The sequence below is a fragment of the Bacillus sp. FJAT-29790 genome (genome assembly GCF_019039215.1).
Classification (GTDB): Bacteria; Bacillota; Bacilli; order Bacillales; family Cytobacillaceae; genus Cytobacillus.
The window spans coordinates 153,742-178,795 of sequence record NZ_JAHNZZ010000001.1 but is presented as its reverse complement, the minus strand read 5'-3'; the positions used below and the strand labels follow the sequence as shown (position 1 = coordinate 178,795).

The window sequence follows — 25,054 nt, the reverse complement described above, 5'->3', positions numbered from 1 at the left end:
TTATTTCCGAGTATATACATTCGTTTTTAGGGACCTGACTCTATAGAATTATTATTCCTTTCTGTTTGTATTAATTGTTTTTTTCACTTAAAAGGATCTTCTAGAATTGAATGTCTTTTGTATAATTGGTCGCTAAATTGTTTGTTCTATTAAGTATGGTTATTTAAACATAAGACCGCACTTTTTGAACTAGTATATTCCTCCATATCAACAGACAGGCGCTGATACCGCCTACTTAATTATGCTATATTAATAGAAAGAATATTCTAAAATCTAAGGAGTGGAAGTTCATGAAGAACAAGGAAGATATTCGCGATTTGGAGTTAATGGCCATTTTAGATGTCAATAATATTGTTATTACGGATGGGTGTGGAAAGGTACTTCAGGCGAGTCCAAGTTGTTTAACCATTTACGGGATGAGTGCAGATGATTTGATTGGATTAACGGTTGATGAATTGGAACGGAGAAATATTTTTTCACCATCAATCACGAAAAAAGTGCTGAGCAGTCGCAAAAAAGTACAATTGATGCAATACACATCAACTGGTCGCATTGTGATGGCAACTGCTTTACCTTTATTTGACGAAAATGGGGAAATGATTCGTGTTATTAGCTTTTCACATGATTTAACGGAAATTGAGAACTTGAAGGTAGATTACGAAGAACTAAGAACAAAAATGGAGTATTACCAATCTGAGATCAAAGATTTGAGAGAAAAGGAGCAGAATTTTGATGAAGTGGTGCTGAAGAGTAAAGAGATTCGGCATGCATGGCAACTTATTCAGCGTGTAGCAAAGTCAGATGCCACAGTTGTTTTTCTGGGTGAATCGGGAGTCGGAAAAAACGTCTTCGCCCGTGCCGTTCATGGCGGCAGTCAGAGACAGCATGAAGTGTTTATTGAAGTAAATTGCGGGGCGATTCCGGAAACACTTTTCGAATCAGAAATGTTTGGCTATGAAAGCGGTGCGTTTACTGGAGCCAACAAAGAAGGCAAACCAGGATTAATTGAACTTGCTAATGGAGGCACTCTTTTTCTTGATGAAGTAGGAGAACTGCCACTCGCACTTCAGGCAAAGCTTTTAAAAGTCATTCAGGAAAAAAAAGTGATGAGAATTGGCAGCACCCGTTCGAAAAGCATCGATTTTCGCCTTATTGCTTCCACCAATCAAAATTTAGAGGAAATGGTGAAGGATGGCAAATTTCGACAAGATCTTTTTTATCGCCTTAATGTAGTTCCAATTACCATTCCGCCATTAAGAGAACGAAATGATGATGTGCTAATGCTAAGTGATTATTTTTTAAAAAAATTCAACAAGAAGTATATTACAGATAAGGTGTTTCATGTAACAACTATTAATGAATTGCTTCTTTATGAATGGCCCGGGAATGTACGGGAATTAGAAAACTTAGTGGAGCGGCTTGTCGTCACAACAGAGAGCCGGATTATTTATCCACACTCTCTTCCTTTTTACACAGCACTCAACTCACATATAAATAAGCATGAAGGTACGATGGAAAAATTGACGGAAAAGGGAATGAATTTGCAAGAAGCTTTAGTGGAAGTGGAGATGCGCTGGTTGAAAAGAGCCTATAGACAATATAAAACAACATACGAAATGGCAGAATATCTGGGCATTAGTCAATCAAGCGTAGTTAGGAAGCTACATAAGTATAAAATTAATTCATAATTGCATGATGAGTCATTTTTGCATTAAAATTCCTCCTTTTCATGCAAAAATGAATTGGATTTTTTAAAAAAATGGCATTTCTGTGTCAAAACGAGTTGGCACAATTTTTGCAATAATTATAAAAAAATATTTATATTTCATTTACATAGGAGGAAATTTATATGTATCAACCAAAAGATTCATCTAAATCTCCGCGTTTTTGCGGGGTACGCACATTCATGAGATTAGAACAAATCCAAACGACTGACAATGTAGACTTTGTTGTTCTTGGAGTACCTTTTGACACAGCCGCATCTAACCGGACAGGACAGCGGCTTGGCCCACAGCATATCCGTGATTTTTCTGTTCTGCTTCGTCCGTATAACCCTGACATGGACATTAATATTTTTGAATACTGTTCCGGTGTTGATTATGGTGATATTGACGTTATCCCCGGAAACATTCACCGTACGTACGACAATATTGTGAAAGGATTAGAACCCCTTCTAGAAAAGGATATTACACCTGTCATTATGGGTGGGGATCACTCCATTTCCCTGGGGAACTTGCGGGCTTTTCACAAAAAATACGGACCTGTTTCTTTAGTACATTTTGATTCACACGGCGACACATGGGATAACTATTATGGTGAAAAGTACATGCATGGGACTCCTTTCCGCCGTGCCGTCGAAGAAGGGTTAATCGATGTCGATCACTCCATTCAAGTTGGAATGAGAGGGCCACTGTACAGCCCAGATGATATTGAAGATGCACGAAAATTAGGATTTGAAGTCATCCCCATGAAAGAAGCCCGAAAAATTGGTTTTGAAAAAGTGATGGAGCGCATTCATGAGCGGGCAAAAGATCGACCAGTTTTTGTTTCTTACGATATTGATTTTGTCGATCCGGCATATGCACCAGGAACAGGGACGCCTGAAGTAGGGGGACCAACAAGTTATGAAGCGTTGGAGTATGTAAGGGGACTTGATGGGTTGAATGTAGTTGGGTTTGATCTCGTAGAAGTACTGCCAACTTATGATGCAAATGAAATTACAGCTGTTCTCGCTTCTTCCGTTATATATGAAATGATTACTTTGACTGCTTTGAAAAAGCGTCGTCAACTTGGAAAAGTTAGTAGTCTGCAGGAGCAAGAATTAACAAGAGGGTAAATAAATTTAGAAGAAGGGGGAAGTAAATGAATACTCTTGATGTCGTTATCATGATAGGTTACTTTTTGATGCTAGTTGTTGTTGGCATTATTGGTTCAAGAAAAGCTAAAACGTCGGAAGACTACGTGCTGGCAGGTAGAAATTTAGGATTTTTCATGTACTTTGGCTGTCTTGGTGCCGTTATTCTTGGGGGGGCATCAACAATCGGTACAACAAAGCTTGGCTATGAATTTGGTATTTCAGGTATGTGGCTCGTCGTAATGCTAGGATTAGGCATTATGCTGCTTGGTATTTTTCTTGCTAAGCGCATTTCGAACGAAAACGTAATGACAATCAGTGAGTACCTCAGCAAACGATTCAGTGTAGAAGCAGGGCTCGTGAGTGCACTGGTTGCAGCTGTTTACGCTATGATGGTGTCTGTTACACAAGTTATTGGGATGGGAACGATTTTAAATGTAATACTTGGCTGGGATTTAAAAGTATCCATGCTCGTCGGGGGAGGTATTGTATTATTTTATACGATCCTCGGCGGAATGTGGTCGGTTACTATGACAGATATTGTTCAATTTGTCATTATGACGGTCGGAATTTTTCTAATTATGCTACCACTGAGTCTTTCAAATGCGGGGGGCTGGGTAGCTTTGCAAACAAATCTGCCGAATGCTCACTTTGATCTTTCTGGTATTGGTGCAGGGCAAATTTTCCAATTCTTCTTATTATTCGCCCTTGGTATGGTTGTGGCACAGGATATTTGGCAACGTATTTCCACCGCAAAAAGCCTTAAAATTGCAAGATCAGGTACTTTCGCAGCTGGTATCTACAGCATATTTTACGGCGTAGCTGCCAGCATAATCGGGATGTGTGCATTCATTGTTTTGCCGAATCTAGGAGCAACACAAAATACATTTGCTAGCATGGCAATCGCGATTCTGCCAACTGGAGTGTTAGGTTTAGTAGTAGCAGCAGTTTTATCGGCTTTAATGTCTACTGCTTCAGGCACATTACTTGCATCTTCCACCTTAATTTCTAACGATATTATTAAGCAATTTTTCTATAAAGATTGTTCCGACCGACAATATTTGATGATTTCAAGGATTGTAACAACGGTTGTAGGTATATTGACGATGATATTCGCTTTATGGATTCAAGATGTACTAGTCGCACTAGATGTTGCTTATTCATTATTGTCAGGTGGTATATTCGTCCCTGTCATTTTCGGATTTTTCTGGAAGAGAGCGACAGCTAGAGCCGCTTTTTACTCCATTATTGCAAGTACAATTGTTATCTTGGCTGGTCTTGCTATTGAAGGCATTTCATCAACAAATCCTATCGTGTACGGCATAGCTACTAGTTTCATCGTGATGGTTGTTACTTCATACATGACTTCAAATCGTGAAATAAAAAATAAAATCGGTATGAATTCTGAAAGTATAAAGCAGTAAAATACCTTAATACACAAGCAAAATCGCAAAATATTCACCAATACATTCACATCAAAAATGAGCTTGGAATACTTCTCCAAGCTCATTTAATTTACTATCCGTTGTTTATAGTAATCTTTCTATCATTTTTTAAGTTTCAAAAAGGCCATATACACAGCACCTATTACAATCCAAATCCCGCCAATAAGTTTGGCCAACGGGGCTAAGCTAATCCATACGTAGCCAATAATAATCAATCCAACAATAGGAAAAAAGAGATGATTTAGATAATCTTTACTCTTCTTTTTACGAATGAAATAATTAATGACTGAAATATGAAGTAGCATAAATCCAGTTAAGGCTCCAAAGTTAACGATTGAAGTTAAGTTATCCATCTGGGTTGAAAATAGCGTAGCAACTACTAAAGAAATAATCGCTACAATTATGGTGCTTGTATAAGGTGTCTTATATTTTGGATGTACCTTTGCAAAAAATGATGGTAATTTCTTATCCCTGGCCATGCTGAATAATAGACGTGATATTGCTGCTTGGAAGATCATGGCATCGGCAACACCGAAGGCGATCGCAACAGTTACAGCAGTCGTCCACTTTAACCAAGCTCCACCAGCTAACCCTGCAACTTCATAAAAGGCTGTGTCTACATTTGAAAACCCATTAAAATCGGGGTAAATAAGTGCAGCAATCCAAGTTTGTGTAATGAATAAAGCCCCCACCGCAAGTAAAGAGAAAATAATTGCCTTTCCGATTGCTTTTCTTTCTCCCTTAGATTCCTCTGAAAGTGTAGAAACAGCATCGAATCCTAAAAAGCTTAAGACGGCAATTGAAACAGCTCCCATTACTAGGCCCATGCTAAAGTGTTCAGAATCATATAATGGTTTAATTGAAAACTCAGCGCCATTTACACCATTCGCAACCGCCATAATTCCGAATATTACAAAAATTAGTAATACAGCCATTGTTAGAAATAATATAATTCTAAGCGCTGTCGTTGTAATCTTTACACCAACTATATTCAAAACCGTATTAATCGCAATAAAAAATACGATCCAAGCAACCATCGGAACACCTGGAACAACACCACTCAGAGCCGCCGCTGCAACCAAATAAATTAATGTCGGTACAAAAATGTAATCTAAAAGGAAAATCCATCCGGCAAAAAATCCAACAAGTTCGTTAATCCCATGCTGAGCATACGAATAAACGGATCCAGCGATCGGGAAGGCTTCTGACATTCGTGCATAACTTAAAGCTGTAAAAATCATTCCAATCATTCCAATTAGGTAGGCAAGTGCAACCATTCCACTTGCAGCCTGTGCCACATAACCATATATAGCGAATGGAGCAATCGGCACCATTAAACATAAGCCGTAAATTAATAAATCCCAGAAGGTTAGAGACCGTTTTAACTCCTGTTTATATCCAAATTCCTCTAAAGTAGTATCTATCTCACCAGTCATCACTTCTTGGTTCTTCCTTGCTACACTCTCCATAGATCTAGCCCCTCCTTATATTCAATTATTCTGTGATACTAGGTCATTTATGAATCAAGATTTGTCTAGATTTTTAGAGTGATAAACCGCCGTTTCTTGGTGGAGGTAGGTGCTGGGAAATCGTCGCCACCTACCTCTACCATTTTTTAGCCTTTGAAACCGGTTAGTTGTGATTTTAGCTTTAACCTTTTTATAAATAGATGATGAATCATTAACATGATTACCCTTAGAATTTATAATATCCCTCTAACAACAGCCCCATAAATGCTTTCTGCAGCTTTAATACTTACTTTGCCTTCACGTATATCTTTTAAGATTAGCTGTAAGTCACGAGAATTTGGATCGCCGTAACCACCGCCGCCTGATGTTTCTATAATAATACGATCACCCGGGAGCGCTCGAAAATAGCCTTTACACATTTCTACCTCTTGCCCGGCACTGTTAACATGTCTTATCTTTGCTGCTGTACCCGTACCGCCTCCCTCTAATCCCCAAGGGGCAAAGTTTGGGTTGGTTTGTTCAGTATAAACTAATCCTTGATGCGGCTGTTCAAGAATTTCATACTCCCGTCTAATCCCCAGCCCACCACGCCATTGTCCTGGTCCACCTGAATCAGGGATTAGTTCCGTTGAGCGAACACGAATTTGATAGGATAGCTCACATACCTCAGCAGGCAAAATAGCAACATTTCCACAGTGGGTATCAACTGCGTCAATGCCATCACCGTTAGCGTGAGCACCCATTCCTCCACCAAGATCATCTTGAATGACCCTTGGGGTTTTATTCACAGGATGCCAACTGTCAATAGCTAAACTTGAGAAGCCGACAAATGTTCCTGCAGCCGTTCGGTTCGGATATAACTCAGAAAGTCCTCTTAAGATCGTATCAGCTATTCGCTGAACAGCGAGATGACGTAAACTTACAGCTGCCGGAAAGTGAGGATTAACAAGACTTCCTTCAGGTAGCACTACTTTTATTGGGCGAAAACACCCTTGATTTTGCGGTGTTCCGGGATCAACTACACACTTTATTGCATATAGAACCGCTGAAGTGGCTGCCGCTGGCGGAACATTCATCCCTCCTGCCATTTGCTCACTCGTACCTGTAAAGTCAATTTCAATTTCTTTCCCCCTCTTAACAACCCTCACTCGGATTTCTACGGGGGCTCCCCCAATACCATCATCATCAAGCCATCCGCTAACAGTCGTCTCCGCATCCATCATTCTAGCTAACTCTGTCCTCATGCGTAATTCGGAGTAATCCATGGATTTTTTCATTACTTCCGTTAAAATGCTAATTCCATATCGTTTCGCCAGTTCCTTCAAACGTCCTTCGCCAAAACGACAAGCAGCAATTTGGGCACGCAGGTCCCCCATTGTGGCTTTAGGCTCGCGAACATTTCCAGCAATGATCGTTGTGACTGCCTCATTTATTCCATCTGCTGTGGCAAGCCTTACAGGTGGGATCCGAAGTCCCTCCTCAAAAATCGACCGGTTATCAAACCCTTCAGTACCAGGGTTTTTTCCACCCATATCCGCATGGTGTGCAATCGTTCCACATATTCCAATAAGTTCCCCCTCATAGAAAGCTGGTGTAAATACATGCAGGTCAGGTGTGTGCTGCCCGCCACGGTAAGGATCATTCACTAAGTATGCATCCCCAGGTTTAAATGAATCTAAAGGAAAATCATTGAAAAGATCACGCAGCGCCGTACCCATCGAACCAAGGTGGGCTGGAATGTTTTCTGCCTGTGCAATTAGATTCCCTGTCGCATCAAAAATCCCACATGAATAATCAATCATCTCACGAATGATTGGCGAATACGCACTTCGACCAAGTACACCACTCATCTCATCTGCAGCAGAAAGCAAACTGCTATAAACAACCTCAAGTGTAATTGCGTCAATTTCTTGATCTGACCGCGACTTATTTATTGAAGTCTGAATTTGATTAATCATTCGATCCCCTCCAATAATACAATTAGATTTCCTTGTTCATCAGTTGTTACGTTTTGTTTCGGCTCTATAATGACGGTCGTATCCATTTGGACGATGATTGCTGGTCCTTCAATCCTAGTATTTAAATTGAAATCTTCACGGCGATAAATAGGTGTGTCCATCCATCCATATCCATTAAAAAACACTGACCGATAGTTCGTAGGCATGATTGAATTCAGATCCATCGCTTCAAAACACTGCTCATTTTCTAACCGGTCAATTTCTCCAATCGCAGATAATCGTAAATTTACAATTTCAACAGGTTCATTTGTTGCGGCATGGCCGTAAGTACTTCTATGAACTTCGTGAAACAAATCGGTCACTTCTTTAAGTTGTTGAGGAGTGATCCTTCCGTCGATCGGAATGTTTAAATAGTACTCCTGCCCTTTGTAACGAATATCTAGCGTCCGTTTTAAACGTATCTTGTTAGATGGAACTCCTTCTTTATCAAGGCGATTTATCCCGCGATTTTCAAGTTCTATGAAACTTTCTTCTAGTTTTACTAAATCAGCATACTCTATTGATACAACTTCAGTATGTGTAAAATCATGGCGGACATCGCTTAGTAGCAGGCCTTTAGCGCATAGAACACCTGGTGAGGCAGGGATAATCACCCGTTTAATTCCAAGCTCTCGAGCGAGTGCTGTTGCATGCAGTGGACCGGCACCGCCATAGGCTATCAGCGCAAAGTCCCTTGGATCGTACCCGCGACGGCTAGATACTACACGAAGGGCCCCTGCCATATTCGCATTAGCCACTTCTAAAATTCCGGAAGCTACTCGTTCCACATCAAGATCTAGCTCATTAGCAAGCTTTTTTAATGATTCAAATGAGAGGTCGGGATAAACCGTAAATTCACCGCCGAGATAGTTTTCCGGATCTAGGCGACCAAGAAAAAGATTCGCGTCTGTCACAGTAGGATCAACACCACCTAGCCCATAACAAGCTGGCCCGGGAACAGCACCCGCACTCTTAGGACCAACCTTTAATGCACCGCCCTGATCTTTCCAGCCAATACTACCTCCACCCGCTCCAATCGTATGAATATCAACAGTTGGGACTTGTAACGGATACGTATTGTTCACTGTAGTCCCTTGAACGACCTGAGGTTTACCATCGATAATGATTCCAATATCAGAACTCGTCCCCCCCATATCGAAAGTCAGGGCATTCGGAAAATTAGACTTCTGAGCAATTTCCGCTGCAGCAACCATCCCAGCAGCCGGCCCACTTAGGATAAGGTTATGGGAGGACATTTCTGCCTCCTCCCCGGAAACAATTCCACCATTTGACTGCATGATATTTAATTTATTTCCTATTCCCTTTACGTCTAATTCTTGACGGAGATTTCGAATATACCGGCGCACAACTGGTGCCAATGCTGCGTTAATTACAGTTGTGGATGTACGCGGATACTCGCGAAACTCAGGACTTACTTCAGAGGAAATACATAGGTAAAGATCAGGAGCAAGTTCTGCTGCCGCCTCACGAATAGCCGCTTCATGTTCTGGGTTCGCATAAGAAAATAGGAAGGAGACTGCAAGACTTTCTATTTCACCTGCGATTATTTCCTTGATTACTTCCTGTACTTCTTCCCTATTAATCTTTTCAACTACCCTTCCTTCTGGATCTATCCGCTCTGCTACTTCCATTCGAAGATTACGAGGGACAATTGGGGCAGACTTTCGCTGCTGAAGCCCATAAAGCTCTGGGCGCATTTGTGTGCCGATCTCTAAAACATCTCGAAAACCTTTTGTTGTAATAAGTCCTACCTTTGCCCACTGCTCCTGTAGCATCGCATTTGTTGCAACTGTTGTCCCGTGTGCTAAAAGCCTAACGTTTTGAACTTGAATTCCCGCAATATCGCAAAGACGCTCTAGCCCGTTCATTATTGCCTCTGCTGGATTTGACGGAGTTGAAGGAACCTTAATAACGATTAGCGGCTTTTCATCTTTCCATAAAACACAGTCTGTAAAAGTTCCACCAGTGTCAATTCCAACGCGTACATTATTTAGTAGTTCAATTGAGTTCATCTTTTAACACCTCGTCATGATTTATTCGTACTGCAATGTATTTGCTTAATTTGCAGCGCTTACATTTACACCTTCCAAATTCGATATTACAAATCTAGGATTTCCTCTCTCTTCTTATTAATCTGATAAACTTAATTATTCTTCTTAAAAATAATGCAAGAAGTATGCCAATTTAAACTTCCCTAAGTAAACTGATTTTACTGAATCTTCATTATAAACACAGACTCGAATGATGGCATCCTGCATCAAAGAAAATGCTTGTATGCATCAATTTTTAATAAATAATGAGTCATTCAAAAAATATGTTTTTACAGGTCGTACACAAAATGAAAGAAAAATGCCGTCTTTTATCTAATTACCTTATTTAGCATATTTCTTTCAAGGCCATGCTTTTGTAACTTTCTAACGATAGTAGATTGGTTAACACCAAGACTTTGCGCCATTTCCCTTGTTGTGTGATGACGGCTCATTACCCTTAACAAAAGTTCTTTTTCAACCCTTTCCATGTATTCTAATAAATTGGGAAGATGTTGGTCGTCCACTTCAATAGGAGTCATTTGCAACGATCCCGTTTCCTTTTCATCAAAAAAAATAGACTTTTCCATTACTACAAATCGTTCTATCGTATTTTCCAACTCCCTTACATTCCCGGGCCATGAATACGCTAATAATTTTTGTAAATGTGCAGGATTTAGAATGATATTTTTTCGGTATTTTTGATTAAATATAGCAAGGAAATGAAAAGCCAGTTTTTCTATATCTTCCTTTCTATCTCTAAGGCTAGGAATTTGGATAGGTACAACATTAATGCGATAGTACAGATCTTCACGAAAGGCTCCATCTTTAACCATTTGATTTAGGTCTTTATTTGTAGCTGTAATAATTCTTACATCTACTTTCTTTTCTTTTGTACCACCAACCCTCATAATTACACGTTCCTGTAAGGCTCGTAGAAGCTTTACCTGAAGCGATAGTGGCAACTCACCAATTTCATCCAAAAAGAGCGTTCCTTTATCTGCAAGCTCAAATATCCCCAATTTCCCACCTTTTCTTGACCCCGAAAAAGCCCCTTCCTCATATCCGAATAATTCAGATTCCAACAGGTTTTCTGGAATTGCCCCACAATTGACTGTAATAAACGGCTTATCATTTCTATTACTTTTTAGGTGGATTTGATTTGCGATCACTTGTTTCCCTACACCTGTTTCACCCAAAATAAGAACAGAGGCGTCTACAGACGACACAGACCTAATAAGTTCATACAACTTCTCCATTTTCTTACTTTTATAAATAAATTGCTTTTCTTCGTATTTTTCTTGGTGAAAACGCGCAACCTCCCTTTGGTAATTTTCTATCAAATTAATTGACTCCTTTAATTTCTGATTAAGATCATTAATTTCAGATGAATCCTTTGTTATAGAAACAACCCGAACCACCTCTCCTTCGTTATTTTTAATAGGTATCGATTCAATATCAAAAATCTCACCTGTATTTGTATACTGCAAACCATTTTCGCGCTTGCCCGACCTTAAAACTTTAGCAGTGATAGACGGGTAGAAGATCTTCTTCTTTTCAAGGTCAAACACATTTTCCCCCAAATGCTGTTGGTCATCGTTAGAAGTAACCCGAATAACTTTTCCTGTCTTATCTGTGACAAACACACTTTCATAATACTGTTCAAAAATGGTCTGCATCTCTTTCATAAACCACTCATCATTTGACGTAAGATCGTGAATATTTCCGTCAGACTCCCAATCAATTACCCCTTGAACCTCATCATTTTTGTTCTTAATAACAATTATCTTATTATCTTGATAAAGCGGTTGGATTGAATCCTCTTTATATAAAACTGAAACGTCCGTTGTTAAACTATCAATTGATACCATATGTATTTTGGTCAAATCGATCTCTTTTAATTTTTCATAAAACGCTTCACGCCTAATGCAACCGACAATCTCCTGGTTTGAACATAGCACAAACCAATTATAGTTTGATTTAACAGCCTCCATTAAAATTTGCTGAAATGTCGCAGGCCATTGAACACAAATCGCATCTCTGATGAAATAATCTCTTATATTCATTTAGTTCACTCCTTTTTTAGAAAGGCTCATTGGATCAGTAATTGAAGGAAAAGTTTATAGGTGGAATATTCAGAGTTAACAAATTTCCCAATAATATTATTCTACAACTAACTCCTCTCTTCCTGTTAGAGTCTGGACAAAAAGAATCCAAAGGAATTTTTTCTCGTTCTATTGAATAATTAATTGTCGATAGATTTAGTAAACAATCTGCTTAAAAAGTTAAAACAGCATTCTTAAATCGATAGATCGCATGTCGATCAAAAATCATTAAACTACTTCTTCCCCTTAAATAACTTACAAAATTGGACACACTTAACTTAGGTAGGATACGGACGCACAGAGATGCTTTTAGCCACTTGCCTAGTTTGGAACTCTAGGCCTAGCCTAGGGTTTTCGTTTACATAAATAAAACCTTGAATTTTCCGCTCAAAGTGAAAAATTCAAGGTTTTACTTCCAAAAGTTGTATTAGTGTATATCTGATGTTTTGTCGGTACATATTTTTACAAGTATCTCGGATAAACCCCAAAATCATTTAACCAAGGCAAGGAAGACACCCCTGAAAAACAGCTAAAATACCAATTGGTTAGAAGGTATGAAATTATCTTATCGGATTAAGACATAGTATCCGGACTCGCAAAAGTGGTTGCAACAGGCCAAATAGGAAAGTAATTCCTGCGCTAATTTTTTTGTAATCTTGTTTAAGATATACTATTTACGGGTGAACATTTTTAGAATATAGCATTATCCAATCACCGAAAGCTCACGATAACACCTGTCCGGATATATTATTCAAGAGGAAACAAACGGAATGCGCAAGTTTCCTCTTTTCAAAATAAAATTTACGCTAAGGAATGTGCATTCTAAACTACTTATTTGTAATATTTAGCCCGCCGTTGTACCACCATCTATTGTATAACAGCTTCCATTGATATAGGATGCTTTATTGGAGGCCAAAAACATCACCAGCTCGGCTATTTCTTTTGGTTCAGCATATCTCTTCAAAGGTAATGTTGAAGTATATTTTTCTTTTTGATTTTTTGAAGAATCCTCTGGAGCTAACCATTTTTCTACTTCTTTTGCCATTTTAGTATTAACTGGATCTGGACATACTGCATTTATACGAACACCCTTGCTAGCAACTTCTAAAGCGGCCGTTTTGGTTAAACCAATAACCGCATGCTTTGAAGCGACATACGGAGATAGGCCTGGAGAACCTGCTAAACCTGCAACTGAAGACATATTAATTATCGAGCCATCCTGTTGATCAATCATTACTTTTAAAACATGTTTCAATCCGTAAAAAACTCCTTTAACATTGACGTTTAACACTAAGTCTAAATTACTTGCCTCTTGCTCTGTTAAATTCGCTAATTTTCCAATAACACCTGCATTATTAAAAAAAACATCAATTTTCCCGAACCTTATTTTACTTTCTTCTACATACTTTTGAACATCTTCTTCTTTTGTAACATCCGCTTTTACAATAAGATATTTATCTTTTTGTAGGGCTAAATCAAAAGCTGTTTTTTTTAGATTCTCCGCATCTAAATCAACAAGAACTAACTTTGCTCCTTTTTCCGCAAAAAGTTTTACTGTTTCCTTTCCAATTTCCCCCGCGGCTCCCGTAACTACCACTACCTTTCCTTTAAAACTCACTTTTATACCCTCCTAACCAATATTTTAAATCCCTCCACAAATTTGAAATTCTAAAAAAGTTTGAATAATCATCAAAAAGGCACTGGAGTATGGAAACTGTATTCCAGAAACCTTGAAACCCATATTAATTTCCTACGGCGTGCTGAAATGAGTGCTATCTCACAACTTATTCTCTTCCCCTTGCCGATAGCCACGTTATCCGTAATCATCATGTTTATCCTAGATTCCCTGATACTCAGATATTTTGAGACCTATCGATTAAACGTAAAACATTTACGTACAATCCTTGGAATTCTTATTCAATGTGCTCACAAGTCATGATTTTCTTACACATTATTAAAATATTTATTCGCCCCGACGCTAGTTTCTTCAAAAGTATCGTATATTTCTCCTAAAGTGGTAAACCACGCACCATTTGACTCCATATATTGTATAAACTGTTCTAACTCTTTAATAAAATGTGCTCGACCACTAGTTTGTGGATGAAGTGTTAAGACAAAACTTGCGCCTTCAATATTACAGGCGTAATCAAATGTCGATTTCCATCGGTCAAAAACTTCATGAACGGATCTTAAGCCTTCTGCTCCTCTGTCACTTATATGTTCCTGTGTTGGAAAGTCATCTAAATACCACGATACTGGTATTTCTAATATTTCACTTGGTGGTCCGTAAGTATTTCCTTTTTCTAAATTAACATTGACAGGACGAATTCGATATGGATAAAAATCATTTCCCATTAAACTACTATCATATCTAAAACCGTATTCTTCCAATATCGCAAGTGTGTTTTGACTAAAATCCCAATCAGGTGAGCGATACCCTCTAGGAGTAACCCCTATACTTTGTAGGGCTGTTAAGCCTTTTTCCATAACAGCTTTTTCTTCATCGTAGGATAATTCCGTGACGCTCTCATGTGCGTAACCATGATGACAAATCTCGTGACCTTTAGCAACAATTTCCTTACAAATATCTGTATGTGTATCTACTGTATGGCCAGGAATACACCAAGAAGTTTTTATATGATACCTGTCAAATAATTTAAGCAACCGGGGTGTACCAACTTCGGCTCCAAATTCCCCCCTTGACATATAGGCAGGAGAAAAAAGCTTATAGGCTCCTAGCCAAACTGATGCTGCATCAAAATCGCATCCAATGTTTACCGCTACACGTTTTCCTTTTGGCAGTTTGACTTTACCTGAAATTTGCATAAAAAAACCTCCCATATTTTAATAGGTAATTCACCTTGACTATATATTTTTACGCTAACTTAACGGAGATTTAATCATAATCTAGCTTTAAGATACTGTCTTTAAAGTAATGTGACATTAAGTCGATATTATTTAGCAGTATATCCACCATCAATAACCAATTGGCTTCCAGTAACAAACTTTGATTCATCAGATGCAAGATAAAGAGCTCCATAAGCAATGTCTTTTGGTTCCCCAAAAATAGGCCAAGGTGTTAAATTATTAAGTTCATTTTTTGTTTTTTTATCTTCAATTATTTCTTTGTTCATTGGAGTTTCAATTACACCTGGATGAATAGTGTTTACTCGAACGTAGTCTTTTGCTAGTTCAACGGCAGCCGTTTTCGTTAATCCCATGATACCAGCCTTTGAAGCATGATATGCAGCACTTCTTCCTTCCCCAATCATTGCGTAAATTGAGGAGATATTAATTATCGATCCACCTTTTACCTTCTTCATTTCAGGTATCACATATTTCATCCCTAGAAAAACACTGCGTAAGTTAATTGCCTGCACTCTCTCCCATTGATCTAAATTGGTATCTAATATTCCCTCAATATCTCCTATACCTGCATTATTTATCAATACGTTAACGTAATCGTATTGTTGAAGCGTTTTATCAATTACATTTTTCCAATCCTTCTCAGAGGAAACGTCATGAACAACAGCCACTGCATCAAAACCTTCGAAGACAATATCATCCTTTATCTTAAGAACTGACTCGTAATCAACATCTGTAAGGACTACCTTACATCCTTCTTGTGCGAACTTTTTTGCTGTTGCTTTTCCAATGCCTCCTGCCGCTCCAGTGATTATTGAAACTTTTCCATTTAAACGGGACATTTTTTCCCCTCACTTTATAATTTCAAAAAATATTTTGATATGAGTACCACTGACCTGGAATTACCCAATTAAAGTGTCTTTTCATCCCAGGTTTATTACCCATAGGTAATGAATATTTAGTATCAAAAAATATATATCCTTGTTTACGTTCCTATAAAAGATATATTTTTTTAAATAACTTTAAAAAAGAAGGAGTTCCTTTCTTTCAATCCATCAAGGCATTAAAGTGGGAACCCCCCCATATTAATCTTTTTGTCTAATACCACTAATCTGCAATTTTTGTTAGTTCTTTACCGGTAGTCTTCATCCCACCAATTAGTATTATAAATCCTGAAAATAAAACTATCGCAGCTAGTACATATAATGTTCCTATCCCACCGATTTGGGCCAATAAGGCAACTGTTAAGAAAGGAGCGATGATTCCGCCTATTTGTCCTCCACCTTCAGTAATGGCCACACCAGTAGTCCTTACACGTGTTGGATATATCTCGGCCATATAAACATAACCTGCGGAATTTGCTGCGACCATCATTGAACATATAAACGCACCAGATATTACAAAGAGGTTACTTGAAGTTATTGTCATGATACATAATCCAATTGCAAACGCCAATGTAACCAAAAACATAAAGTACTTTCTTTCCATTTTGTCTATTAGAAGCAGTGCAATCAGTGCCCCAACCGGTGTACCCAAATAACCTAAAGCAGTGAAAAGGAGTCCAGAGGACGCAGTGTTCCCAGCTTCAATTAATATTGTTGGTGCATAACTGAGGTAAGCGTAAGTAGTTATAAGCCAAACTAACCAAAATGCCAATGTAACAACAGTTCGATTTAAATATGGTGGTAAAAACAAAGTTTTAGTTATACTTCCGCGAGCTTCCTCCTCTGGTGGAACTACAGGGACAGGAGGCAATTCCATACCAGTTTTTCGTCTAACATTATGTTCCATTTCAGAAACTAACTGTTCAGCTTCTTCTGATTTGCCATTAAGTATTAACCATCTTGGCGATTCCGGAAGATAACGTGATCTCATAAAAATCAAAATCACTGCTACTAATGCACCTAAACCGAATATAATTCGCCAGCCATTATCTAGATCTATTAAAGCCAAGGAAATAAATGGAGTAATCGTTAGTCCTGCAGCCCCCCAAAAATACATTAGTTGCAGGTATTTTCCTCTAGTTTTTGAAGGAGAAAATTCAGTAACAATCGTAGATGCTATAGCTATTTCAGCACCCGTTCCAACACCTGTTATAAATCGGAATATTGCTAATGACCATAGATCCCAAGCAAAAGCTGAAAACAATCCTCCTACAGCAACAATTAATACAGTATATAACAGGGCTTTTCGTCGCCCTAGACGATCCGCAACCAGTGATAATAAATAATCCCCGACTACATATCCAAGCAAATACAAGGTAACTGGATAAGCAGCCTGTGTCGCTGTTAAATTAAACACTTCAGTTAATTTAGGTAATGTGAATCCTATAACACTGATGTCGAAATATACAAAAAAATATGATAAACCAATCACCAAAAAAGTAAATCTACCAAGTCCTAATGCAGGTAATCTATCAATACGTGCGTTTATTTCAGAAATATGTTTACCAATATCTGAAACCACTCGAGTTTGGCCACTTACACCCATATGAGCTTCCCCCTATTGTATAGGAAATTTTCTAATTCACTTATATAATTCACCTACTGGTTGTTACCCCATATCATGGTATTTAATGTATAAATATAGAAATCATATTTTTAGGAATTGATATTGGTAATGCATATAGAAACCGCTCACACATAAGCTAGTTCCATGTTAGGGATATTCGATCCTTTATTGAATTCCAAACTACGGATACGATACTGGTCTACTTTACCATTCAGTACCATAGATTGACCGGCTAAAATTAGGAAGCTATTTAATTGAGCCCGTTTTCCATTCCATAAACGTAGCATAAAACATCGATTCACTATCCGTTGGCAAATAATTAGGCATAATATGCTTGAATTGAAATCCATTCTTTAACTGAAATGTAAGCACTGGATCATAAATTTTTCCTTCAATAACCTTATCTACATAGTCCTCCACAGCCATAGTTTCAGCATACTTTTGATAATACGGAATCCGTCCGCCATATATTATCGATTGCAAGTCTAGTTTCTTACAAACTTGTTTTCTTGCTTCATATAGTCTTTTTCCAATCTTCCTCTGTCTGAAGTTAGGATGAACAATAACATCAATGCCATATAAATGCTTGCCATTCACATTATGGTTTTGGATATTTCCGTTATCTGAAATCTCTTTTAATGTATGCTCCTTTGGGTAATCCTCTATATTTACAATGACGCTTGAACACGAACCAATAATGTCTCCTTTGTATTCTACGCATATTTGCCCCTCTGGGAAGGTTTCAATTTGTCTGCAAAAATTTCCCTTAGTAAACGCTATTTCTGAAGGATTAAAGCTCAATCTTGCAAGTTCTACAAGCCGTTCTACATCTTCTAACCTACTATTTCGAACAAAAAAATCAGGATGGTCTACTGTTAAATTACTAAGTTCCTCCACTTTATTGCCCTTATTTCCCATATTCCCTCCACCCCTTATTTAAGTGAAATTTCTATTGTTTTTTTATTCAAAGAATGGTTAGTTTACTTATCAAACTTCACATATCAGTAACTATCCCTAATAAAAGTCAAAATAAAATCAAATTTGGATGGAAATAAATTTCTTCTCTAGAAACTCTTGTATTCCTTGTTTTCCCCCTTCTTTTCCAATGCCACTCTCTTTTAGCCCTCCAAAAGGAGACTGTGTTGCAATAGGAGCTGGATCATTAATACCTATAATTCCATATTGTAATTCCTTCATCATACGCATTGCTCTGCCAAGATTGCTTGTATAGCAATATGCAGCAAGACCATAGTTCGAATTATTTGCTCGTTTAATAACTTCTTCTTCTGAATTAAATGTAAATAGCGGAACAATAGGTCCAAATGTTTCTTCTGTTGCAATCTTCATCTTTTCATTTGCATGATTAATAACTGTTGGTTTATAAAAACAACCATTAAGACCAGGAGGTTCAAGCGTTTCTCCGCCACATATTATCTGACCGTCATGTACAATGGCGTCCTCAACATGGCTTTTAACCTTATTTAAAGCTTGCTCATTTATAAGCGGACCTACTTGTGTATCATCATCCATTCCATTTCCTACTTTTAATTGTGCTGCTTTTTCTGCGAGTCTTTTACCGAATTCCTCTGCTATTTGTTCAGCGACATATACCCGATTTGTACAAATACACGTTTGACCGTTGTTTACAAATTTTGTACTTATCGCACCATTAACAGCAGCTTCAATATCTGCATCCTCAAAGACGATAAATGGGGCATGACCCCCAAGCTCCATTGAAATCTTTTTAACTGTATCAGCCGAGTCTCTCATCAGTTTTTTTCCTACAGCTGTTGAACCTGTAAATGTTAATTTGCGTACAAGAGGATTATTTGTAAATTCAGCTCCAATTTCTTCAGCAGGGCCAATCACTAAATTAGCAACCCCTTTTGGAAATCCTGCCTTATGTATATACTCAAACACCTTTATCGCTGTAAGTGGTGTGGAGGGGGCTGGTTTTAATATCACAGTGCATCCAGCTGCTAAGGCAGGGGCAATTTTCCTGGTAATCATTGATAACGGAAAATTCCAAGGTGTAATTGCCGCAATGACCCCAACCGGCTGATCAATGAGCATTAAATGCTTGTCGGCAGAAGGGGCTGGAATTGTCTCACCGTATATGCGCTTTGCTTCTTCCGCAAACCATTCTATATAATTTGAGCCACTAATTATTTCACGTCTTGCTTCATTGATTGGTTTTCCCATTTCCCTTGTAATTGTTTTTGCAATTTCTTCACTATTTTCTCTAATTAAATTTGCCACTATTTTTAATAGCTCTGCACGCTCCAGGCCAATTGTGTTCTTCCATAATTGATAAGCATTGTGAGCAGCTTCGATAGCTTCCTTTACTTCTTCTCGATTGCATGAAGCGACATCTGCAAGTTTTTCCCCAGTAGCTGGATTGAAAACTGCTAACGTTTCACCAGTATTTGAGCGCTTCCATTCACCATTTATATACAGCATGCTGTTCCCCCTCGTACATTAAATTTCTATATACTCTGATTCCGATGGCTTTCCTACGCAAATTTCCATTTTTCTTTTAGAAAGATTCATAATGATCGAAAAAACAGTTTCCATTCTTCGATGCTCAGGCGCTTGTTCATTTTCAAAATGATTAATTGAGTTTGGTGCATTAAATTGATCTGAAAACCATTCTTTAAATGTATCCATATTAATATTCTCTTTATTTTTTATACTCAAGTTAATCAGTTGTTCTGCTCGTTTCTTTCTAAGCATTGAATCTTCAAATACAAATTCATTCCGATCACTTACATTCTTTTTTATTGCTTCAGAAAGGATATGATTTGTATGTACAAGTCTTCCATCATTGTCGCCGACCATGTCGATGCCAAATGGTGAAACTTCAATATTAACAGCCATTCCATTTCCTTCACCATCATCACTTCCGATTAAGAAGCTTGCGGCCGCGGCAATATTTCCTCCTTTTATTTTAGAGATAGCCTCAGGTAAGGAATATGAATCTAACACCGAACGTAAACCAAAATGGATTGGTATTTGATTATTTTTTTTGTCCGTTAATAGGGCATTAAAGCAAATTCCCATTCCATTTGAATTCATCCCAACTTTCCCAATAAGTCCCCCTTCAGTAATCATTGTGACAACCGGTTTAGAAGGTTTATGAATTTCGAATAATAACAAACTCTTTTTTTGTTGAGACTTCCAATCCCAGTTTTGACCGAGTATTGTGTCTTGAATAAGTGGGGAAGTAATAGCAATTGCTGTGCACCCATCTGAAAAGGAACTTCCATTATAGTTTGCTAGCGCAATTTCACTCCGTGCATTAAGCGCTAAAATATCCTCAAATTCAACCCCTGCTCCTTTAGCAACTCCCTCCATTTCCTCCACATACTGTATGTCAAATTTCTCAATGGCGTCTAAATGACTTAATGCTGCTTCTTTTGCTTGAGACCATTTCAGTTTTTGATAGCCATAGAATAGCTTTTCATACGTTTCTAAACTTTGAATCACTTCTTTTTTTCCTAGGTTTCCATGCTGAATGCCAATTTCTTTTGCAGAGCCTTTAAGTACTATTTTATTTAACATTTAAAAGCATCCCTTTCTGAATTTGGGCTTTCAAGAGCCTAAGCACTTGCACAATGAATAATAATCTTCAAATGCTATTACAATTCATATTTTTCGTATTGATCTGAATCTTTTAATCCCTGGACTTGATAAACAATCAATATTATTAGGAAATATCACTTCGATATGTTCTTGTAGCTATTCTTAATTTTCTGTTAATTAAAAACAATCTAACCCTAATCATTTTGCTTCTTTTTCCTGCAGGCCGGTTTATTAAAAGGTCTTCTTAGAAGCAGTTAAAGAGTCATCCAATCGATTGATAATGTCTTCGATTTCCTGCTTTTGAATGACAAGTGGGGGCGCAATTGCAATAATATTCTTTCCCTCCGCCACTCTAATTGGTCGAATAAGAAGCTTACGTTTAAAGCATTCCTCTCCCACTTTTGATGCTGCCTGAACCGATATATCAAAAGGCTTTCCTGAATCAGGGTCTTCATACAGTTCAAATGCTGAAAGTAACCCTAACGCTCTATCCTTTGTAACAATCTTGTGACTTTTCTTTAAGTATTCATATCCTTTTTTCAATTCTATTTCCATATTTTTCGTATGCTCAACAAGATTGTCTCTTTCAAGAATTTCAATGTTTTTCAACGCTACTGCGCATGATGTCGCATGTCCACTATAGGTAAAACCATGGCTTAATAGCCCCTCATATTCAGCAATGGTTTGATGAATTATTTCACGAAGAAGGACACCGCCTAATTGTGAATAGCCACTTGATACTCCTTTTGCAAAACACAATAAATCTGGAACAACATCCCAATTGTCAACACCAAACATCTTTCCGGTGCGGCCAAACCCACAGATGACTTCGTCCGCAAGGAAAAGAATATCAAACTCATTACAAAGATCACGTACCGCTTGAATGTATCCTGGTGGAGGAATATGTACACCACCAGAGCCCTGTATAGGTTCTAGAATAATGGCTGCAATCGTGTCAGCCCCCTCTTTTTCAACGATATCTCTTATACATCCTTCATAATTTGGATCATTCTTATCGCCTTTTTCGCAATTTGTTAAATGAGGCTTCGCATGAAATACTTCTAAAATACTAGAGTTTGTGAATGCATGGAAGTTCGGAATCGCTGTAGCTGTTTGAGCAGCAATCGTAACCCCATGATAGCCATTTTCTAACGCAATTATTTTCCTTTTCTTAGGAAGCCCCTTTATTTCCCAATAGAACCTTGATAATTTAAATGCGGTATCATTTGATTCCGAACCACCTGACGTATAGAAGACAGATTGTAAATCACCTGGAGCAATTGATACTAACTTTTCTGCCAAACGAATTGCAGGTTCATTTGAATAACTGATAAAGTTGGAATTATAAGCTAGTTTTGCCATTTGCTCTCTCGCTACTTCAGCCAGTTCCTGCTGGCCATGTCCTAAGTTAACATTCCAAAGCATTGATACCCCATCAATATAAGTGTCGCCATATACATCTTTAACGTAGATTCCATTTCCTTCTGAAAAGATAATCTTTGGTCCTTGTTCAGCATGAATTTTTGGTATAGTCGTTGGATGCAAAAAATGTTTTCTATCCAACTCAACTAAATGATCAATCTCAGTTTGACTTTGATAAGGTTTAACAACCATTAATATTACCTCCATTTGTTATATTTATTTATTAAGCTTAGACCTAGTATAAAAATCAAACATTACAGCCCCTATTATTATTATTCCTTTAAATATGGATTGCCAGTAAGGGCTCATTGCCATACTATCAAATACATTTGATAGTATAATTAGGGTCGATCCACCGATGAATGTTCTCCATATTGCACCCTGTCCTCCATATAATGATGTCCCACCAATTACTACTGCGGCAATCACATCCAGGACTATTGTCTCTCCAATATTTGCCTGACCTTGTCCTAATCTAGATGCGATTATAATCCCACTTATAGCTGCGCATATTCCGCTTATCCCATAAACAGAGGTTGTAATCCCATTAACTCGAAGGCCAGATAATCTACTAGCCTCCTTATTTCCCCCAATTGAAAATAATGATCGACCAAAAGTTGTGAAAGTTAGTATTACCCCGGCTATAATATAGGCTAAAAATAAAAGGATCACGGATACCGGAATAACACTAACATAACCCGATCCTATCCATTGAAATGAGGTTTTTTCTACATAAAAAGGTTGAGATTTAGAATACAGCAATGCCATCCCAGTAAATATTGAACCCGAACCTAGCGTTGCAATAAATGCTGGTACATTAAATTTCGTTACGACTATTCCATTTAGTAAGCCTAATGTGAAACCAAAAAGTATCGTAATTACCATAACTATTACTAATGGTAAACTGTCTGCAAGGCTAGCTACAAGAACTGCACTAGCGGCATATATCCCACCCACAGACATATCAAGGCCACCTGTTATTAGCACGAAGGTCATACCAATACTCATTACGCCAATGATTGATAATTGGCTATATATGTTTAAAAGATTTTCTGGTACAAGAAATCTAGGATATAGAATTGTTGCAGCAACTATTATTATAATAAACGCAACTACTGTACCATACTCCAAAAATAAATGGTTTATATTTTTTTTGGGCTTAAACATTTTATTTTGCTCTATATTAACTTTGTAATCTAACACTATTTTGTCCTCCCTAGAAAGTAGATTTCAGAATATTACTAACACTAATTTCCTCTTTACTGTTCAATTCTTTAACCATTCTTCCCTTTGAGAAAACAATTACTTTGTCACTTACAGCAACTACCTCTTCCAGTTCGGATGAAATGACTATTATCCCCATTCCCTGGCTGGCTAGTTCTCTTAGTATTTTTATTACATCTTTTTTTACTCCTAAATCAATTCCACGAGTTGGCTCGTCAACAATTAAAACTTTTGGTTTTATATTACAAACCTTTGACAAAAGAACTTTTTGTTGGTTTCCACCTGAAAGGTTTCTACACTCCAATTTAATGGATCTGGTCAAACCAAATTGTTCAGAAAAATCTTGAGCAATATTACTTGCTGACTTATTCAAATAAAAGCCCCATTTACTTACTTGTTTAAAATTAACCATATTGATATTCTCACGGGCAGATAACCCTAGAACAAGACCTTGGCCCTTTCTGTCTTCCGGGGCAAAGGCAATACCATACTTTATTGACATTCTTGGTGATGTTGGCCATTTTTCCTTTTTTCCTCCAATTACCAACTGACCAGATGAGGAAGGTTCTAACCCCGCTAAAGCCCTTACAAAGGTGCTTCTGCCAGAACCAACAAGCCCCCCTATGCCAACAATTTCACCTGAAGAGACATTGAGATTAATTGATTCTATGATCCCAGGAACTGTAACATTTCTACAACTAATAATTTCCTTTCTATCTTTTAATACATCCCTATTCTCATCTTTATCGAATTTCAAATATTCGTTTACATTTTCTTGACCTAGCATATTGGCGACTAATTTTTCTTTCGTCCAAAAGTCTTTTGGCATTGTAATGACTTTTTCTCCATCTCTAAAGACTGTTATTTTGTCACTTATGTCAATTACCTCTTCTAAATTATGACTAACATAAATGATAGTTATCCCCTTACTGCGGAGCGATTTAATTGTATTAAGAAGAGATTCCCTCTCAGGCGGAGCAAGGGATGCTGTGGGTTCATCAAGTAATATTATTTTTGCATTTGATTGAATCCCTCTCATAATCTCTAAAATTTGTTGATCAGCAATAGAAAGTCGACTAGCCAAAATAGACGGGGGAATATCTACCCCCATAATTTGAGAAATTTCATTAAATTTGCTATACATTTTTTCCTTCGATAAGAAACCGTAACGGCTAATGGTCTGCCCTAAAAAGACATTTTCTACAGCCATTAAATTAGGGATGATAGTTAATTCCTGATAAATGGTTGCTATTCCTGAATGCCTAGAAGATCTTGGATCGCCATAGTGTAACTCTTTACCAAATACATGAACACTACCACTGGTCGGAGCAATACGTCCAGATAATATCCCCAATAAAGTCGATTTACCCGCCCCATTTTGGCCAACTAACGCATGTACTTCACCCTTATTTATTTCTAAATTAATGTTATTATTTGCGTAAAAGTTTCCATATCTTTTTATTAGGTTAGTTATATTAATAGCGGATGTTCCTATGCTATTATCAGATTGAAATACAATATTGGCCATATAT

Annotated in this window: 17 protein-coding genes and 1 pseudogene; 3 read left to right on the top strand and 15 right to left on the bottom strand. The window is 37.8% G+C overall.

The window, feature by feature from the left end:
* Positions 1-290 precede the first annotated feature (290 nt).
* From BGM26_RS00825 to BGM26_RS00815, 3 genes are all read left to right on the top strand, one after another.
* Positions 291-1,688, top strand: coding sequence for a sigma-54 interaction domain-containing protein (locus tag BGM26_RS00825; protein WP_217037837.1), 1,398 nt, complete (start codon positions 291-293; stop codon positions 1,686-1,688).
* Positions 1,689-1,849: 161 nt separating this feature from the next.
* On the top strand, positions 1,850-2,836 hold the full coding sequence (speB, locus tag BGM26_RS00820; protein ID WP_217037836.1) for an agmatinase: 987 nt from the start codon (positions 1,850-1,852) through the stop codon (positions 2,834-2,836).
* A gap of 26 nt (positions 2,837-2,862) precedes the next feature.
* Positions 2,863-4,278: a sodium:solute symporter family protein gene (locus tag BGM26_RS00815; protein ID WP_217037835.1), complete on the top strand. Its 1,416-nt coding sequence runs from the start codon at positions 2,863-2,865 to the stop codon at positions 4,276-4,278.
* Positions 4,279-4,400: 122 nt separating this feature from the next.
* On the opposite strand, the gene BGM26_RS00810 is transcribed toward BGM26_RS00815, so the two are convergent.
* The 15 genes and pseudogenes from BGM26_RS00810 to BGM26_RS00745 form a co-directional block, all read right to left on the bottom strand.
* Positions 4,401-5,768, bottom strand: a complete 1,368-nt coding sequence (locus BGM26_RS00810) for an APC family permease (protein WP_254118883.1) — start codon at positions 5,766-5,768, stop codon at positions 4,401-4,403.
* 233 nt (positions 5,769-6,001) lie between these two features.
* Positions 6,002-7,726, bottom strand: coding sequence for a hydantoinase B/oxoprolinase family protein (locus tag BGM26_RS00805; RefSeq protein ID WP_217037834.1), 1,725 nt, complete (start codon positions 7,724-7,726; stop codon positions 6,002-6,004).
* Positions 7,723-9,798, bottom strand: a complete 2,076-nt coding sequence (locus BGM26_RS00800; RefSeq protein ID WP_217037833.1) for a hydantoinase/oxoprolinase family protein — start codon at positions 9,796-9,798, stop codon at positions 7,723-7,725. The genes BGM26_RS00805 and BGM26_RS00800 overlap by 4 nt, the downstream gene beginning before the upstream one ends.
* A gap of 347 nt (positions 9,799-10,145) precedes the next feature.
* Positions 10,146-11,879 (bottom strand): sigma-54 interaction domain-containing protein, encoded by a 1,734-nt coding sequence (locus BGM26_RS00795; RefSeq protein WP_217037832.1) that lies wholly within the window; start codon positions 11,877-11,879, stop codon positions 10,146-10,148.
* A 232-nt stretch (positions 11,880-12,111) separates the two neighbouring features.
* Positions 12,112-12,219, bottom strand: a pseudogene (locus BGM26_RS21310) (IS200/IS605 family transposase); the annotation flags it as partial.
* Between the two features lie 543 nt (positions 12,220-12,762).
* On the bottom strand, positions 12,763-13,536 hold the full coding sequence (locus BGM26_RS00790; protein ID WP_217037831.1) for an SDR family NAD(P)-dependent oxidoreductase: 774 nt from the start codon (positions 13,534-13,536) through the stop codon (positions 12,763-12,765).
* 326 nt (positions 13,537-13,862) lie between these two features.
* Entirely contained in the window at positions 13,863-14,744 is an 882-nt protein-coding gene (locus tag BGM26_RS00785; RefSeq protein ID WP_217037830.1) for a polysaccharide deacetylase family protein, read from the bottom strand.
* 128 nt (positions 14,745-14,872) lie between these two features.
* The gene (locus BGM26_RS00780) at positions 14,873-15,625 is read right to left on the bottom strand and encodes an SDR family NAD(P)-dependent oxidoreductase (RefSeq protein WP_217037829.1); all 753 of its coding nucleotides are present in this window, start codon (positions 15,623-15,625) and stop codon (positions 14,873-14,875) included.
* 265 nt (positions 15,626-15,890) lie between these two features.
* Positions 15,891-17,273 (bottom strand): MFS transporter, encoded by a 1,383-nt coding sequence (locus BGM26_RS00775; RefSeq protein ID WP_217037828.1) that lies wholly within the window; start codon positions 17,271-17,273, stop codon positions 15,891-15,893.
* Between the two features lie 267 nt (positions 17,274-17,540).
* Complete coding sequence (locus BGM26_RS00770; protein ID WP_217037827.1) at positions 17,541-18,212, bottom strand: GNAT family N-acetyltransferase; 672 nt, start codon at positions 18,210-18,212, stop codon at positions 17,541-17,543.
* A gap of 117 nt (positions 18,213-18,329) precedes the next feature.
* On the bottom strand, positions 18,330-19,754 hold the full coding sequence (locus tag BGM26_RS00765) for an NAD-dependent succinate-semialdehyde dehydrogenase (RefSeq protein ID WP_217037826.1): 1,425 nt from the start codon (positions 19,752-19,754) through the stop codon (positions 18,330-18,332).
* Positions 19,755-19,772: 18 nt separating this feature from the next.
* Positions 19,773-20,855: a C45 family autoproteolytic acyltransferase/hydrolase gene (locus tag BGM26_RS00760; protein ID WP_217037825.1), complete on the bottom strand. Its 1,083-nt coding sequence runs from the start codon at positions 20,853-20,855 to the stop codon at positions 19,773-19,775.
* A 252-nt stretch (positions 20,856-21,107) separates the two neighbouring features.
* Positions 21,108-22,490 (bottom strand): aminotransferase family protein, encoded by a 1,383-nt coding sequence (locus BGM26_RS00755; RefSeq protein ID WP_217037824.1) that lies wholly within the window; start codon positions 22,488-22,490, stop codon positions 21,108-21,110.
* Positions 22,491-22,514: 24 nt separating this feature from the next.
* Positions 22,515-23,501 carry an ABC transporter permease gene (locus tag BGM26_RS00750; protein ID WP_217037823.1) on the bottom strand — a complete coding sequence of 329 codons (987 nt, stop codon included), beginning with the start codon at positions 23,499-23,501 and terminating at the stop codon, positions 22,515-22,517.
* A gap of 13 nt (positions 23,502-23,514) precedes the next feature.
* Entirely contained in the window at positions 23,515-25,050 is a 1,536-nt protein-coding gene (locus BGM26_RS00745) for a sugar ABC transporter ATP-binding protein (RefSeq protein WP_217037822.1), read from the bottom strand.
* Between the last annotated feature and the right edge of the window lie 4 nt (positions 25,051-25,054).